The following is a 15,403-nucleotide window of genomic DNA, read 5'->3' as shown; positions in this document are numbered from 1 at the left end:
GCACCATGGAAAGCTCGATTGATTTTGCTTTGTTGGCGCCCGTGCCCGAAGAGCATCTGGACGCCGGTCCCGAGGTGGTCGCCGCTTCGGGGTTTGTGGCCTATGGCTCGCGAAAGTGGGAGCTGTTCCGCCAAATCGACGACCTCCGTGGCGACCAAACGGTGCCAGTGTTAATCTATCCTTCTCACGATCATGAAGAGGGCAAGCTCGACTACCTGATTAAGTGGACCGGCTGGTACATCGGGTCGGTCGAATCCGACTCTGGCGAACACCCGGACGGCATGAAGCACCGTCCGGAAACCACGCTGAAGTACGAGGACGACCAAGCCGGCTACTGGGCCGTTTACTGGCACGTAAATGAGCTTGCCAAGCTGAGTGATTCCGAAATCCGAGCAATTTCCTCCCTGCAGAGTTACAAGTCTGGCCAATATTGGAAGGCGGGCACGCCGCCACGAGGCCCCGAAATTGTCGCTCGCCCCGCATGAATTTAGCAGAGCCGACCGCGACATGAGCACTTACCGCAAGAAACTGATCGAGGTGGCGCTGCCACTGGTGGCCATTAATGCCGAGTCGGCTCGTGAAAAGTCGATCCGCCACGGTCACCCTTCCACCTTGCACCTCTGGTGGGCTCGCCGGCCACTCGCCGCATGTCGGGCGGTGCTGTTCTCGTCGCTTGTCAACGATCGTCACGCCCGAGGAAGTCGACGCCGCCCTGCAGAAGGAAAAGGTCATCCACCGCCGACGACCTCGAGGTTATGAGAGGCTGCCGGCCCTAAGTCTCAACTGCTTTGCTGGAGCTATGATTTTGGGAGTGTATTACCTCGCGTTGAGCAGTGCAAATGTGCGTTTCGAATCGTGACTCAACGCAAGTCAAAGCACGTCTGCGAATGCTCCCGAGGCAAAGCCCCGCACGCATTCGCTCTGTCGGAATTGATGGCTCGCGATGACAAGCCTGGCTCTCGCTAGCGGCGATCACCAAAAAGGTCGCCATTCTTTTTTGTCCTTGCAGAATCTTTTCCGATTCCTTAGATTCCGTATGCACTCACCGCGAATCAGAGGCATACCATGGCTAAGCGCGAATCCGAACTCGACGACAGCATCAAGCTGCAAATCCCCGTCACGCGCGAGCTAGCGGACGAATTGCAGCGATGGGCGACCGCTCTCCATCTGACGCAGGCTGAGCTGGCGAAAACGCTACTTAGCTTCGCCCTGGACGATCTCGACAATATCGGGCGATGGCTAGCGTTGAGAGTCAGCAGAAAGCGAGTCAAAGGAATCAAACGCGGCTGGCTGCAACGCGGGGGCGGAGAAGAAGTGCGGTTGCAGGTGCCCATCCCTGCTAGCCTCAAATCCCGCCTCGATAGCACGGCGGACGATCTCAATCACACACCGGTTCGCATGGCGGCGCTGCTCATCGACTTCGCGCTCGCCGACGAGGCATGGGCCATGTCACTGCTAAGCACCAAATTCGGCCAGATGTTCCTGAGCTTGTTCGGCAGAAAGCCCAAAGCCTACGAGTCGGCCGAGATGCCGCCCAAAAAGTAACCCAATCCGCCCAGTGCTACGGCCGTCGTAACCTACCGGTCCCGCTGAGCCCCTTCCGTCTTCACCGTCGCGTCGGCCTTCACGTCAGCTGAGGCCGACGCGGCGGTGAAGACGGATGGGGCGACCCCCCTTTTGTCGAGCCCGAGCAGAGGTCTTTTTCCTTCAGTAACTAGCCCTTCAACAAGAAGAGGCCACCGAACGCCTGTCACTTGTTTGGCGACGAGGCAGGCGCCCGGGGCCCCAGGAGTACGCAGAATGGATTCTAGCCATGCGCCCAACGAGCGCGAAGACAACGACCACGATAGCAACGAAGAGCAGAACGACGCCGCAGGCGGCGAGGAGCGCCGCCGTTCCGAAGGCGCCGCACCGCAGCCGACTGCGGATCCCGGGTGCCTTAGTAACACCCGGGATCCAAGTAGCCTTATCGAGATTGAGACAGAGGGCTGCCAGACACTGCGCGTCTCCGGCGGCATCGATTGGTTCGAGTGGTTCGCCTACTACAATTGGGAAGACACCAAGACTTTCGAAGCGGCAATTGCGCTCTTTCAAGCGGCGAAGAAACGCTGCCAAGAAAAGCGCATCCCCTTCGTCGAGGTAATCGTCCCCGGCTACGGACCAGTGCGAGTCCACCGGCACGGGTTCAATCGCGGCGGCGATCGCGGCCAGCACTACGAGTACAAGATCGACATCGGCGGCGCCATGTTGGGTGTGGCGACGCGTAATGTCACCCCTCAGCAAGCCGAACATGCGATCTGGAAGCGACAACCCAACGTTGCCTACCAGCAGACCGGCCGACACTGCCTCCTCGTAGGCGTCTATGAGGGCTACGAGCGAGCGCAAGCATTCCTCTCCGCCATTGGCGGGCGCCGGCTCAAAGAATGCTTGAGCCGCGTTGACCTCTGCCTCGACATCCCCGACCTACCAGTTCAAGAACTGCTTGCTCTGGTCGAACGCCACTGCGTCATTACGCGCGCAACTACGGTTAGACCCCACGAGAATCTTCTCAACGGGGAGCGGTCGGGATTCTCGGCTGGAAAGTCTCCGCTCTACCTTACCGTCTACGACAAGGTCCGCGAGCAGTTTGGTAAGGCCGACGCGCTCTACCTGCAAGCCCTCGAACAACGACGTTGGGGCGGCAGGTTTCCGACGACGGCGGCCCGTATCGAATACCAGCTCGGACGAAATAAGCTCCGAGACCTGAATATCGACTCGCCTAGCGACTTCCTCAACCAGCGGGGGAGGCTGACCGGTTACCTCACCGACGAATGGTTCCGTCTAACCGCGGAGCCCGTCGATTCGGAAAACAAGCACCAAAGTCGAGCGACGGTCCACCCGCTTTGGCAATCCATTCAAAAAGCCTTTGCGGCGATCTTCGGACCGCCAGAAGCACCGTTGCCCCCGCTCGACCGGACTAAGGTCGAGCCCATTCAGCTTGCCGCCCAAGCCCGCGGCTGCCTCTTGGGCTGCCTGCTGCAAATGGGAGTTGAGTTCAGCAGCTACTCCCAATTCGCCACGAAGGCAGGCGATCTTCTCTTCTCGCTCTTCCTATCGCCAGAAGGCCGTCAAGAGTTCATGTACCACGCCCACAAGCGCCGCATGGACTTCGAAGGATGACGAACTCCGCGCACGAGACGCTATCCACCTCAACCAAATCTACCCCCTCTCACTCGTCCAAATCCACATGAAACCACAATCACTCAATGGCGAGCAGCTCGTCTCTCTCCAGGAAGTTCCCGACTACCTGCCCACCCGCCGCGGCAAGAAAGTCCATATCACGACGATCTACCGCTGGGTCCTCAAAGGGGTCCGCGGCAAGGTCCTGGAATCGGCCCTCCTCGGCGGTATCCGCTACACTAGCCTCGAAGCCTTGCAGCGATTCCTAGGAACTACAACCACCAACGTTCAAGAATCGCATCGCAAAGCTCAAATCGACGTCATCTTATCGAACCGTGGCCTCACGATGCCGTGATAACATACTCGAGTGGCCGCCTATTCATGCCCGCAGTACTATAGCTCGGTCTCAGCAACACAGCTGGTCCGCCCTTCACCGTTCTCCCCGTCACATGCTACTAAGCTCCATGTATTCGGACGTACGGTCACGACAGTTGGAAGGAACTTTTCCTGGCGACTGCATGAAGGGCGTTTGGCCAATCTCAGCCAGACGCATTGCCAAGGGTTGGGGAGCAGTTCCGCAAACCGCCTGGCGGAGCGTTACGAAGGAAGCTTGGCCTGGTCCGGAACCTAAAGATCTGGATGAGCAGGCCAAGCATCTAAGAATCGGCCACTACCAACGTGTGCGGACTTCACTCGACGCGAGAATCGCTCTCTCGTACAGAGTGGAAGTACCGGTGGGCCTTGAGATAACTCGGCAGTGGGCGACGGCTGAGATGGGATGTATAGAGATGCCTCCGCTCGACGAATCGATTGCGGCTGCGCATCACGTACGACTAGTTGGCTTCGACTTGATCAACGAGAGTTTCGTCTTTCAAAACACATGGGGTCCAGGATGGGGAAATGCGGGCTTTGGAACCATGCCATTTGAATACTTCGATCGCTACTTGATTGATGCCTGGATTACTCAGCCGCTACGACCCGAAGAAAGATACCAGATATCTGAGCCCTCCCTCCTACGTTGGAATGAGGCAGACATCCTCGCTTCACCTCGGGCCGATTTCCACAAAGTATTTTGCATGGAGCATTTCGATCCGCAGGCAAATGAGTCTCTGGGATGGGCGTTTTTGACCGTTCGCGGCACGTATCTCGACGTCGAAGAGCTCTTCGTCAAACCGACATTCCGTCGGCAAGGATTGGCAACAGCGATGGTTGCAGACATATTAGGAATAGCTGCCTATCAGAAGCGACGGGTGCGAATGTGGGTGTCATTCTCTGACTGGCTGGAAAACGAGAGTAGTGTTCGCGCTATTGCCTGTAAGCTTCATCTAGCCCTAAAGGCATCGAACAAGCGTTGGGCGGCTGTAGTCGGTCTCCCTGGCCAGGGCTTCTAATCCACACGCACTTCGTACTCACCTTTGAAATCCAGATAGCAAAGCCATGGCTGATAGCATTAGCTACTATGTGGCGCGGCGCACGCTGGTGGAAGGGAGCGATGCCCTAATAGACGGTGCGTGGCCTATCACATGGTTCAGAATTTCTAAGGGATGGGGGATGCTCCCTGAACGATTCTGGCCTGATAACGGCGATGTCACAGAGGCAGCGAAGCACGAGCCGGCCAACGTTGATAAAGTATCTAAGCGGTTCCGCCTATTTCACTACCAACGGTTACGCAGCGAGCGGGAATGCCTTTACGCAGTCTCACAATCTCGGATCTGTAGCGTCGCGTTGGAGATAACGTCCGCATGGCAAAACCCAGCCCGGGGCAACATCCCAGACGATTACGACTTGCCCGTGACTGGCGTGCATTCGTTGCCGTTGCTCGATATCGACTTCGCCACAAGTTCTTTCGTATTTGTGAACTCCTGGGGCGGGGAATGGGGAGATAACGGATCGGGAAGACTATCTTTCGACTACCTCGCCCGTAGACTGGTTGAAGGCTGGACCGCGGACCTATCTGGTTTTTCTCCGCTTGCTCTTGAGCCAGGCATTAGCCTCCGCGTCCTCCCCGGCGCGAGGTCACATCTAGGGACTTCCTGGATTTTTGAGTTCTGCGACGGTGACAACGATGTACTCGTTGCGTGGGCTCACGTCCTGCAAACGTCTACAGCGATAGACGTTGAAGAGTTATTCGTGCGACCCGATTATCGCCGTCGTGGGCTTGCCACCCAATTAGTGCAGGAAATTAGAGACGGAGCCCCAGAGGGGTTGCCCATTCGCTTTTGGATTCCCTGGGGCGACCACTCGGAACATAATTCCGCTGCCTTGGTGAACTGGGCTCGCCGCTCGAATATCACGCTATCGCCTTCCGGTACGCGATGGGCTGCATTTGTCGGCCTGTCTGGTGTTGCATCGAGCGAACTACCTGCGCTGAGCTGGATTCCTGCCAAGACTTCGTCGCCGCTAGTGCTTGAAGCAGAAAGCGATGTGCAGGCCAAGGGTGAAAGCAGCGCTCAAGAAGCTAACGACATTCAACTTCCCTGGATTCCGGATAGGCCTGCCGCTCACCTAGCAGAGCTGATCGCCGCTACCCAGGAGCATGAACAGCTTGTGGATGACGGTTGGACAGAAGAGAAGTCCAGGCGGCGTGCAATACTTGTGGATAAGAAGTATCGCTCTGGCCTGACTCCAGATGAGTTGACTGAATTTCTACAACTCCAGAGTGAGTTTGGAAGTTATCAACACGAAATATGCCCCCTCCCGGGCCAATGACTATGTCGTGTGAGACAGGACGATCCGTCTTTGCATATCCGACCGATGCCCACATTCGGCGCCACGGTCCCATCGGATATACCCATTACCCTTCCTTCAAGCCCTGGTTAAGAGACGAGTTTTCCTTTCGGTGCGTGTACTGCTTACTGCGAGAGCGTTGGTATCCCAACGGTCCGGATAGTTTTGGCGTCGATCATGTCGTTCCCAAGAGCGTCGAGCTAACGCTGGTGTGTGCGTATGACAATCTTGTGTACGCTTGCAACCGTTGCAACTCCGCCAAACTGACTGCACAAGTGCTTGACCCTTGTGTTGATGGATTGGGAAATCATCTGCGGATTGAAGACAACGGAGTTGCTACGGCTCTGACTAAGGAGGGAGAGTATGCGATAGATGCATTCAACCTTAACGACGCTCGCCTCCAGAAGTACCGGCGAGAAGTAATAAACAAGATTTGCCGCTGGGAGGAGAATGACGATCATGAATCGTTGACATGGGACCTAGGATATCCATCGAGTTTACCGCGTCTGGATATATTGCGATGTAAGAGCAACGCTCGCCCAGAGGGCATTTCCGAATCGCACTTTGATCGTCATAGCCGTGGCGAACTGCCCGACAGGTATTAGTTCCGTACCGGCAAACAGATCGGCAGAATGATGTGTTGCGCCGCGGCTAGTCTTCCGATCGATCTGAACGGTTCGGGGACCGCGGCGGTCTCCTACGCATTTTCGACTCTGCCAATCTTTGTAATAGCTCTTGGCTGCGAAAGTGTCTGTGCGCGACTTGGCAGCAAAGACCGGATTAGCTTACCCGAGTGATTGAGCTACCTTGATCGCCAGTGCCAGATCGCGCTCCGCGTAAACTTGCGTGATGTCCGCGCTTTGATGCCCACAAACCACCTGGGCCGCCTCGAGCCCGAACTGCTTCCGCACCTCGGTCGCCGCCGTATGCCGCAACCGGTTCGGCGACCACTTTTCGACACCGGCTTTTAGCGCGGCCCGATTCACCGCCAGCCGATAGCTTCCCGCGTCATAGGGCTTCGTGGCGCCGCGCTTCCTGGCGACGAAGTGGGCCCGCGCGAGGATTGTCTCGAACGACTCAGCCGCTCCCTCGGCGCCCCGCCGGCGCTTGGCCATCCAAGCCGTTTCGGCCGGGACGAAGCAAAACGTCTTGTCCGCCCTTTCGAGGTAGGGCCGCAGCACCGCCTGGCTCTTCGGCCCGATCATCACCAGCCTCTGAGTGCCGTAGTGCTCCATCTTGTGCTCGTCCGGCTCGTAGACCCAAATTTCGCCCGTGCGGTCGATGTCGCAGGGGCGTAGGTTGCACACTTCGCCCGGCCGCGTTCCCGTGAGCCGCTGAAACCGCACCATGTCGGCGATGATCTCCGGCGCGTGCTGTAGCGTGGCGGTGACGGTCGCGTCATCGATTACGGTGACGCGCTTCGTCTCTCGGGCGTTGCTCCGACCCTTCTTGAGGCCGGCGACCGCCTGCAACGCCTGGTGCACGGCCGGCAAGACCAACTCGTTCTCGCAGGCCCAGGCGAACAACCGGCGGATGCGGTTGACGTTCTCGTTGATGTGCTTTCTAGACCACCCCTTCGGGTCGATCATCAGCTCGCGGAAGTCTTTGAGCTTTACCGGCCCAAACTCAGCGGCGTCTTCGTCGCCGTAATGCCGCAGGAGAAACCGCAGGATCTCGCTGACCTGCTCACCCTCCCGCGTGATCTTGCCATTCTTTCGGTAGTACGAGTGGGCGTGCTCCTCGTAGACCAGGGCCAGCTCGTTGAGCGTAACCGCATGACCTTCGCGCAGCCGTGCACGGAGCTGCTTGACGGTGACGACCGAGTAGGGGTCGAGCTCGGCGAGGTCGGGGCGCTGATCGTCTCGGCGACGGCGCCAGTCCTTGATAAGCTCCTCGTAGCGCTCGAAACTGCGCGACGAGTTGAAGGGCCCCAGCTGGATGGCTTTGCCGTCAATCGAGACGACAGCCTGGCCGGTGCTCTTGTGAAAACGGTACTTGGGCGGACGGTTAACGAGGTTGGGCACGGCGGAAACTCACTACGAGTTACCAAGCGAGGTAGTTTTACCTCGCTTGGGCTCCAGCAAGCCGCTCGGCCAACCTATGGCCGGTAACCTAAAGTACGGTTTCAGCAGGACTTAGAGAAAGTGGCGGGGGCCGGATTCGAACCGACGACCTCGAGGTTATGAGGGGCCGCCAAGCCAAGCGATGAAACTACTACGTTTATAGCCTTTTTCTAACGTTACTACTAGTTTGCGAGGCTTGCAAGGGACAGCAAGTTTGCTCGTAGTTTGGCGACCGTTAGCGGAATTTGAACCTCAAACTAGTAGCTGCCCAGCACAGGGCGATCACCTCACGCGAAGCATGCTGTTGGCGCTCACGGGTCTGGACATGAAGTTCCTCCAGTGGCACAGGCTTCCCGTGAAAATGCACCTTGCATGGGCAGGCCCATTCGATAGTGGAGCCATTACGCTGATCCCAGGGCTGTCAATCAGAGCGTGATACTCTGGTAGGCAGGCTAAGTCTCAATATCGATGTCTATATCTGAGGCAATCGGAACCTGGGCCGCGATCTCTGCCTGGATTGCCTGCACAAGATCTACATTGCTCGAATCGGTCGAGATGCTCACGACGAGTGCGTACCTCGTCTTCTGCTCGACGACGCTCGCGTCACGGCGGTAGCGCCACCAACCAGTAACCGGGTAGACACCGACTAGCGCTGAATCAGCGAGTTCCGCTGCTGTTCCACGCCAGTAGTCGGAATGGACCGAACCACGCACGGCGACTGACTCTGGCCCCAACTCCCAATGGCGTTCATCCTTGACGACGCTCTCGTCACGACGTCTTCGAAGCCGTTCCCCATCCGACCACGCGGCACGCGACAGTCGTTTGAGCATCTGCTCGTAGGACTCAGTCGGTCGCTTTACGGAAAAACGCAATCCGTGGGAGGCGTACTGGTACTTGGCGACCTCACCACGGCGCGGTGGGTTTGGCTCGATGTAGTACGATAACGTGACGCGCATCTTGACCGACGTGTTGCCTAGCTCTTGGAGTACTTTCCGCGGCAACGGCAGATCGTGTAAGTGCATCTCGTGCGACTTCCCTTGGCTCCCCTCCATGCGGAAAGGCTGGATAATGCCCTGGACGACCATCGTCGCGTAGCCGCTTGCCGACCGACGGGCGCGGGCCATGTTGGGCACCCCCATCCCGTAGACCCGCAGGCGCTCCTTGCGACGGCTGTGAGGAAATTCCTTCCGCATCTGTCGTGTCCAATCAGCCGAGTGGACCATCAAACCCCGAATCGTCTCCGGCCAGAACGTGGGATACTCGGCCATAAGCTGCGCCGCCATCCGCGCCGCAAGCGCCGTCGCCGCGGAGGTGTCGCGGACCGTTCCCAGCAAGGCGTCCCCCTCGGCCGACGACTGAGTCGTCAGCAACTCAAGGTCCTCGCTGCTCGTAACAAACCCCTGCTCGTTGACCGCGTAGTTGCCCCCTTCGAAGACGACATCCGGTTTGTACGGCCAAGCCGAACCGCTCCAGCAATACGACGTACGACTCGCGGGCGACAGACCGCCCGGCTCCGCCACCGGTCGGTATCCCGCTAGCCCGTCTTCGTCGAGCCATGCAAGCTTCGTGTACGCCCCTACGGTGAGTGCGTTCCACGCCTGCGAGGGGTCCTCGACGCTGCTCAAGTAGTTCTCGTTGGGGTAATTCTTGCCTACCTCTTCGCGGACATTCCCAGCGGCCAGCACCACCAGTCGCCGCTCGCCTTCCTCGCCGCCAGCCGTTGCTTGATCGATCTGCGCCGACCACAGTGTTGGCCACCACAAGTCGCCGCCATCGGCGGTGACCGCCATGCAGAACACCCGTCGCCGCTTCGGCTTGCGCAGCTCGGCCTTCGCCATCCCGCCAACCGTGATAGGGCCGTAGTCGGGTGGCTCGTTCTTGCCGCTCGGGGGCAAGACCTTGACCGCTTCTAGTCGGTGCCGCAATTGATAGCGACGGTCGCTGGCCAGTTTCTTGGCGAGGTCTCCGTAGAGGGCGACGCCGGCCATTTCGGTGCCGTGTCCCGTGTCATCGCTTGTTCGCCACGACGAGACGTACGCTTGGTTGTCGCCGCTCGCCAGGGCGGGCGCGAGAAGCGGATGGCCTCGATTGACGCCCGTATCGAGCAAACAAACCGTCGGCGCCTGGGCGTCGGCGAACCGGACCCGCTCTAGCAGATCCTCTACGAACTCAGCTTGACTGCTCGGCGCAAGGCGGGTGAATTCGCTAGCGACAAGGTTTGCTCGACGGAACTCGGCGAGATGGCGGAGCAAGCCAGGGAACGCTCGCCACTGGTCGAGCGACGCGAACGCGAGGACCACGACCCGTTCGGGAAAGGAGACCGCCCGGTCGCTTAACAGAATCGATTGCGTTTTGGCGACCCGTCGGAACCATTCCTCCACCCCTTCGGCAGACTCCTTTTCCACCTCATCCCGGGCGTCCTCGTCAAGCCAGACTTCCCACCAAAAGGTTTCGTCGCCTGCGGGAAGACTCTCGCCCACCTCGGTCCAGTAATCGGCCAAGTCACCGGAGCCGATGGAAGCCGTCCCCGCCGCCAACGGCTCATTCTTCGGCTTCCCTTTGGCCGTGTCGTCGGTCTGATATTCTCGGAACTTCTTGACGAACTCGGCAACTTGAGAATCGGGGACGGCGACCAAGTAGCGACGCTGGTCCCCCTCCACTCGCATGTTGACGACGCGTACGCCGTTACGCTCGTCCTCCAAACGCTCTAGCGGCAGCTCAAACTCTTCGCTCTCGCCAAACACCAGCGGCAGGAACTGCAATCCCTCCCGCACCGGCTCAGTAGCTAGCCGCTTTCGCGCATCTTTCTCCGCCCGGTCTAGATCCCCGAGCAGCTTGGACCCATGTGACGTGCGCTCGGGCTTGGGGGGACTCGTAAAGTCTCCCCCTCGCGTACCCGCGTAGGTATACGCCGCCGACTGGGGCGGACGCTGAATCACAATGTGGGGGTACTTGGCGATGTTAGCCTCGGCTCAGTGAACGCTTCCGCTCTAGTCGAGATGTGATCGCGTCGCCCAGGACCTGCACGACTATGGTACGGCTATCGGCGAGCACAGCCCCCTTAGCCGCCTCGTCTGCGACGCGAGCGACTTCGGCATGGCTCAGGCCCACCGCCTGCTTCCCCAATTGCTCTAGCGAAGTTTGATCAACGGTGAACGCCGCCAGGCGATTGGCAAGCAGATTGGCGATCTCGATCGCGCCAGGGAGGTGGTAGGTGATGACTTCGTCGAACCGTCGGAACAGCGCTTCGTCTAGCAACGCTTCCAGGTTTGTCGCCGCGATGACAAGGCTATCCGAATCGTCCTGCTCCAAAAACTGCAAGAACGAGTTTAGCACGCGGCGGATTTCCCCCACATCGTGCTGACTACCGCGCATCGCGCCGATGGCGTCAAACTCATCAAACAGATAGACGCCGCGGGTGTGACGCATCGCTTCGAACACGGCGAACAACTTGGCGGCCGTCTCGCCCATGTATTTGGTGATCAGCGAATGGAACTGCACAGTGAAGTGAGGCAGTTTCAACTCGCCCGCCAGAGCCCAAGAGGTCATCGTCTTGCCGACCCCCGGAGGTCCGACGAGCAAGAGCTTGCGTTTGGCCTCCAGGCCATGCTCGCGGAGCTTGGATTGTTGTCGGTACTCGACGAGCACTTGGTGAAGCTGCGCCGCTTGGCTTTCCCCCAAAACCATCTCACTTAGGTGGGTTCGCGGGTAGCTCGCCGCCAACAGGGTCGCCAGTTCGCCGTGAGGCCGGGCGATTGGCACGGAGCCCCCCGGTTGCACCGAGTGCTGCTTGTTTCGTATCTCGTCCACGAGCCGCTTCAGCTCGCTCGCCAGCTTCCCTTTCCCGCCGCGGGCTTCGTGCGCAGCGATCTGGAGCGCCACGGAAACGAAACGCTCGTTGTCGGCGTCGCCGTAGCTCTTGAGGAGTGATTTGATCTGCTGGGCGGTCGCCATCATTGGCTCCTACGACTCGGATACTGCCGAGGCGTCCTGCCTCAGCGACTTCGCAAATGCTTCGGCCTTCTCCTCCACTAACAAGGCGGCGACCTGCATCGGACTGACCTGACGCTGGTCGCTGCTGAACCGGGCCGCCAGTTCTTCCAATGCTGTAAGCGTCGCCGGACTCATCGGCAGCTTACGCTGGACCGTCCAGGTTGGGTCCGTTGGCCGGCCCGGACGCTGTCCGGTGCTCGGCGACAGGCGCGTACGCAGGCGACGCCCGAGGCGCTCTAAAGGTGATTGGATTGCGCTTGCCATCGGGATTGCCTCCCTGCGGAAATCGACCTTACTTTCTACACCGAAAGTACAGGTTCGGGTCGATCTTCGCAAGGGATATCGTCGCTCAGTGCTCCTGCGTGGACTTCGGTTCGGGTGGAACAGGTCGACTCGTTTGAGGCGAAGAAAGACTGCGACGATGAGAATAGCCCGGCACTTCGCCAATGGACGGTGCGGTTGCTTCGGGAACGATCGAAAGAGTGACCGTTCTTCTATGGCAAGTGATCTCGTTGGGTTCTTTGTTCCAAACCCCATCCCCACGAGTTTGAATACCCGACCTGGCTCGGTGACGAGGGCCACCAGAGTCTGCTAAAGAAAGCAGCGCTGGCGGTAGGTCAAGGCACGAGATGCCCTGACAGGGACCCAGGTGCTTGCTGGTTCACGCGAGCCGCTATGCTTGCTTCCTTCCCTTCCTCCGCACGGCCCCAATCGGCGGGGCGAGGGCCATACGGAGGAAGGGAAGGAAGCAGCCTCGATCGGCTACATTTTGCGCCGATTCGCGATTCAGACTCCTCTGTCCGACTGTCCAGATCAGGCAGCTACTTCTCGCCGTGGACATCAGACATCGAGTAACTCTATTGAGGCGTTTTCCCAAGCGACGCCAACCCCTACGCACTCGCCCTATACCCCACGTGGGTATACAATAGCGACTCCGTACTCGAATCGAGCCCCAGTCGTTGGAGGCATTTGCAATGCAAACCGAGTTGGACCCCGTCTGCGGGATGACAGTCGATCCCAACACTGCGATCTCGCTCGAATCAAAAGGAGAGACGCACTACTTTTGCAGCGAGAGCTGCCGTGATCGCTTCGCCGCGCAGAAGAACGAGTCTGATTCAGCGGAATCCAAAACGGGAAGTTGCTGCGAACCGAGCAACAAGCCCAGTCCGAAACAAAGAGCTGAATCGTCTCCTCAATCCCCAGCAGGACGCATCTACACCTGCCCGATGCACCCCGAGGTGGAACAGATCGGCCCAGGGAGTTGCCCGAAGTGCGGGATGGACCTGGAACCGAAGACCATTTCGCGTGACGACGGCGAGGAATCGGACGCCACGGAAGCGGACATGACACGGCGATTCTGGGTGGGCGTCGCGCTGAGCTTGCCGCTGCTGGTGTTAACGATGGGACCCATGGTTGGACTGCCAATTCGTGGTTGGCTTTCGCCGACTGTCGAAGGTTGGCTCCAACTGCTGTTGGCGACCCCCGTTGTGCTATGGAGCGGCTGGCCCCTGCTGGTGCGTGGATGGCAATCGGTGCTCCATCGCAGCCCCAACATGTTCACGCTCGTCGCGCTCGGCACGCTCACGGCGTTCGGGTTCAGCCTGCTGGCTGTCATCTTTCCGACACTGATCCCCACCGCGTTCTATGAAGCTGGCCGCCCGCCGCTCTACTTCGAGGCGGCAGCAGTGATCATCACGCTCGTGCTACTGGGTCAGGTCCTGGAGCTTCGTGCCAGGAAACGAACCAGCGGCGCGATCCGCGAACTGTTGGAGCTTGCGCCCGATACGGCCCATCGCGTCACCGACAGCGGCGAAGAGGATGTGCCGCTCGACGCGGTGCAAGCCGGCGACCGACTACGCGTGCGACCCGGCGAGAAGACTCCGGTCGACGGCATCGTGCGTGAAGGGAAAAGCTCGGTCGATGAATCGATGCTCACGGGAGAGCCAACCCCAGTCGAAAAATCTGTGGGAGACAAAGTCTCTGCCGGGACACTGAACCAAACAGGCACGCTGCTCATCGAAGCCGAGCAGGTCGGCTCGGAGACGGTGCTGAGTCGCATCGTCGATATGGTGGCTGCGGCACAGCGGAGCCGCGCGCCGATTCAGAGTCTCGTTGATACGGTGGCCGCATGGTTTGTTCCGATCGTCATTGTTACTGCCATCGTCGCGTTCGGTGTGTGGGCGACGATTGGACCCGAGCCGCGGCTGGCGCACGCTCTCTTGGCCGCCGTCTCCGTCCTGATTATCGCGTGCCCCTGCGCCCTGGGATTGGCGACGCCGATGTCGATTATGGTGGGTGTTGGTCGCGGAGCCCGCGAGGGCGTGCTAATCAAAGACGCCCAAGTGCTGGAGACGATGGAGAAGGTGGACACCATCATCGTCGATAAGACCGGTACGCTGACTGAGGGCCGACCCCGCGTGACGGAGGTGATCCCCGCCGAGGGAACCAGCGAAGCGGAGTTGCTTTCGCTCGCGGCAGCCGTCGAACAGTCGAGTGAGCATCCGCTGGCGCGCGCTGTCGTTGAAGGAGCCAAGGATCGCGAACTAGACGTGCCTGTCGCCGACGGATTCAACAGCACAACAGGCGGTGGAGTAGAAGGCACGGTAGAAGGACGACGCGTCTTGGTCGGCAAACGCGGTTTCCTGGTGAGCAATGACATCAAACTCTCTTCCGACCTTGACGAGCGAAGTCAGTCGCTTCAAGAGCAGGGACGGACGGTGGTGTTCGTCGCGGCGGAGGGTCGCCAACTCGGGCTGCTGGCCATCTCGGACCCGATCAAGCAATCGACGCCCCACGCGATACGCCGTCTGCACGAGCTGGGTTTGGAACTCGTCATGCTTACCGGCGACGCCGAGGCGACCGCCAGAGCGGTGGCCAACGAGCTGGGCATCGACGAGTACTCGGCGGGCGTGTCGCCCGAGGATAAGCACGACTACGTCCGCAAGCTCCGTGAGCAAGGCAAAGTCGTCGCAATGGCCGGTGACGGCATCAACGACGCCCCCGCACTCGCGGCGGCCGATGTCGGCGTCGCGATGGGCACTGGCAGCGACGTCGCGATCGAGTCGGCGGGCGTGACGCTTGTTGGGGGCGACCTGCGGGGTGTCATTAAGGCGGCTGCGTTGAGTCGCGCCACGATGCAGAACATCCGCCAAAACCTGTTCTTCGCGTTCGGCTACAACGCCCTGGGCATCCCGATCGCGGCCGGCGTGCTCTACCCCGTGTTCGGTTGGTTGCTGAGCCCGATGATCGCCGCCGCGGCGATGAGCCTCAGCAGCGTTTCGGTCATCGGCAACGCCTTGAGGTTACGGGGGGCAAAACTCTAGAGTGCTGGCGCTCCTACCGGAGTCCGGTGATGGCTACCTAACCCGCAAGGTTTGACATCATCGGCCCGAATGATTTGCCTACCCGGAACAGGCGGCTGTACCCCACTGGGGTATTCGGCCGATATCAGAATAGACGAC

General features: G+C 59.5%; 13 protein-coding genes. 9 read left to right on the top strand and 4 right to left on the bottom strand.

Annotated features, from left to right (window positions below):
- The first annotated feature begins 5 nt into the window (after positions 1–5).
- The 8 genes from Spa11_RS09715 (at position 6) to Spa11_RS23610 (ending at position 6,491) form a co-directional block, all read left to right on the top strand.
- Positions 6–485 carry a hypothetical protein gene (locus Spa11_RS09715; protein ID WP_145111426.1) on the top strand — a complete coding sequence of 160 codons (480 nt, stop codon included), beginning with the start codon at positions 6–8 and terminating at the stop codon, positions 483–485.
- A gap of 22 nt (positions 486–507) precedes the next feature.
- Complete coding sequence (locus Spa11_RS09710) at positions 508–759, top strand: DUF1156 domain-containing protein (RefSeq protein WP_231933228.1); 252 nt, start codon at positions 508–510, stop codon at positions 757–759.
- 306 nt (positions 760–1,065) lie between these two features.
- Positions 1,066–1,545 (top strand): hypothetical protein, encoded by a 480-nt coding sequence (locus Spa11_RS09705; RefSeq protein WP_145111423.1) that lies wholly within the window; start codon positions 1,066–1,068, stop codon positions 1,543–1,545.
- Between the two features lie 255 nt (positions 1,546–1,800).
- Positions 1,801–3,159, top strand: a complete 1,359-nt coding sequence (locus Spa11_RS09700; protein ID WP_145111420.1) for a replication initiation factor domain-containing protein — start codon at positions 1,801–1,803, stop codon at positions 3,157–3,159.
- A 67-nt stretch (positions 3,160–3,226) separates the two neighbouring features.
- Positions 3,227–3,514, top strand: a complete 288-nt coding sequence (locus Spa11_RS09695) for a DUF1580 domain-containing protein (protein WP_145111417.1) — start codon at positions 3,227–3,229, stop codon at positions 3,512–3,514.
- A 433-nt stretch (positions 3,515–3,947) separates the two neighbouring features.
- A complete protein-coding gene (locus Spa11_RS09690; RefSeq protein ID WP_145111412.1) occupies positions 3,948–4,550 on the top strand; it encodes a GNAT family N-acetyltransferase in 603 nt (200 codons plus the stop codon).
- A 46-nt stretch (positions 4,551–4,596) separates the two neighbouring features.
- Positions 4,597–5,868 carry a GNAT family N-acetyltransferase gene (locus Spa11_RS09685; RefSeq protein WP_145111409.1) on the top strand — a complete coding sequence of 424 codons (1,272 nt, stop codon included), beginning with the start codon at positions 4,597–4,599 and terminating at the stop codon, positions 5,866–5,868.
- Positions 5,847–6,491: an HNH endonuclease gene (locus Spa11_RS23610; protein WP_145111407.1), complete on the top strand. Its 645-nt coding sequence runs from the start codon at positions 5,847–5,849 to the stop codon at positions 6,489–6,491. Before Spa11_RS09685 ends, Spa11_RS23610 begins: the two co-directional genes overlap by 22 nt.
- Before the next feature lie 180 nt (positions 6,492–6,671).
- Here the strand turns inward: Spa11_RS23610 and Spa11_RS09675 are convergent, their stop codons facing one another.
- From Spa11_RS09675 to Spa11_RS09660, 4 genes are all read right to left on the bottom strand, one after another.
- Positions 6,672–7,910, bottom strand: coding sequence for a tyrosine-type recombinase/integrase (locus Spa11_RS09675; RefSeq protein WP_145111404.1), 1,239 nt, complete (start codon positions 7,908–7,910; stop codon positions 6,672–6,674).
- A gap of 491 nt (positions 7,911–8,401) precedes the next feature.
- Entirely contained in the window at positions 8,402–10,723 is a 2,322-nt protein-coding gene (locus Spa11_RS09670; RefSeq protein ID WP_145111400.1) for a S8 family peptidase, read from the bottom strand.
- Positions 10,724–10,910: 187 nt separating this feature from the next.
- Positions 10,911–11,906 (bottom strand): AAA family ATPase, encoded by a 996-nt coding sequence (locus tag Spa11_RS09665; protein ID WP_231933227.1) that lies wholly within the window; start codon positions 11,904–11,906, stop codon positions 10,911–10,913.
- A 6-nt stretch (positions 11,907–11,912) separates the two neighbouring features.
- Positions 11,913–12,206, bottom strand: a complete 294-nt coding sequence (locus tag Spa11_RS09660) for a hypothetical protein (RefSeq protein WP_145111397.1) — start codon at positions 12,204–12,206, stop codon at positions 11,913–11,915.
- Between the two features lie 710 nt (positions 12,207–12,916).
- Between Spa11_RS09660 and Spa11_RS09655 the strand changes: the two genes are divergently transcribed.
- Positions 12,917–15,265 carry a heavy metal translocating P-type ATPase gene (locus Spa11_RS09655; RefSeq protein WP_145111394.1) on the top strand — a complete coding sequence of 783 codons (2,349 nt, stop codon included), beginning with the start codon at positions 12,917–12,919 and terminating at the stop codon, positions 15,263–15,265.
- The last annotated feature ends 138 nt before the right edge of the window (positions 15,266–15,403 follow it).

Source organism: Botrimarina mediterranea, assembly GCF_007753265.1.
GTDB classification, from domain to species: Bacteria; Planctomycetota; Planctomycetia; order Pirellulales; family Lacipirellulaceae; genus Botrimarina; species Botrimarina mediterranea.
Note: the sequence above shows the minus strand (reverse complement) of the source record. Positions and strands in the feature narration are given on the sequence as shown.

Coding starts and splice junctions, on each gene's coding strand:
- Spa11_RS09715 (WP_145111426.1), top strand. CDS start 6: ATGGAAAGCTCGATTGATTTTGCTTTGTTGGCGCCCGTGCCCGAAGAG.
- Spa11_RS09710 (WP_231933228.1), top strand. CDS start 508: ATGAGCACTTACCGCAAGAAACTGATCGAGGTGGCGCTGCCACTGGTG.
- Spa11_RS09705 (WP_145111423.1), top strand. CDS start 1,066: ATGGCTAAGCGCGAATCCGAACTCGACGACAGCATCAAGCTGCAAATC.
- Spa11_RS09700 (WP_145111420.1), top strand. CDS start 1,801: ATGGATTCTAGCCATGCGCCCAACGAGCGCGAAGACAACGACCACGAT.
- Spa11_RS09695 (WP_145111417.1), top strand. CDS start 3,227: ATGAAACCACAATCACTCAATGGCGAGCAGCTCGTCTCTCTCCAGGAA.
- Spa11_RS09690 (WP_145111412.1), top strand. CDS start 3,948: ATGCCTCCGCTCGACGAATCGATTGCGGCTGCGCATCACGTACGACTA.
- Spa11_RS09685 (WP_145111409.1), top strand. CDS start 4,597: ATGGCTGATAGCATTAGCTACTATGTGGCGCGGCGCACGCTGGTGGAA.
- Spa11_RS23610 (WP_145111407.1), top strand. CDS start 5,847: ATGCCCCCTCCCGGGCCAATGACTATGTCGTGTGAGACAGGACGATCC.
- Spa11_RS09665 (WP_231933227.1), bottom strand. CDS start 11,906: ATGATGGCGACCGCCCAGCAGATCAAATCACTCCTCAAGAGCTACGGC.
- Spa11_RS09660 (WP_145111397.1), bottom strand. CDS start 12,206: ATGGCAAGCGCAATCCAATCACCTTTAGAGCGCCTCGGGCGTCGCCTG.
- Spa11_RS09655 (WP_145111394.1), top strand. CDS start 12,917: ATGCAAACCGAGTTGGACCCCGTCTGCGGGATGACAGTCGATCCCAAC.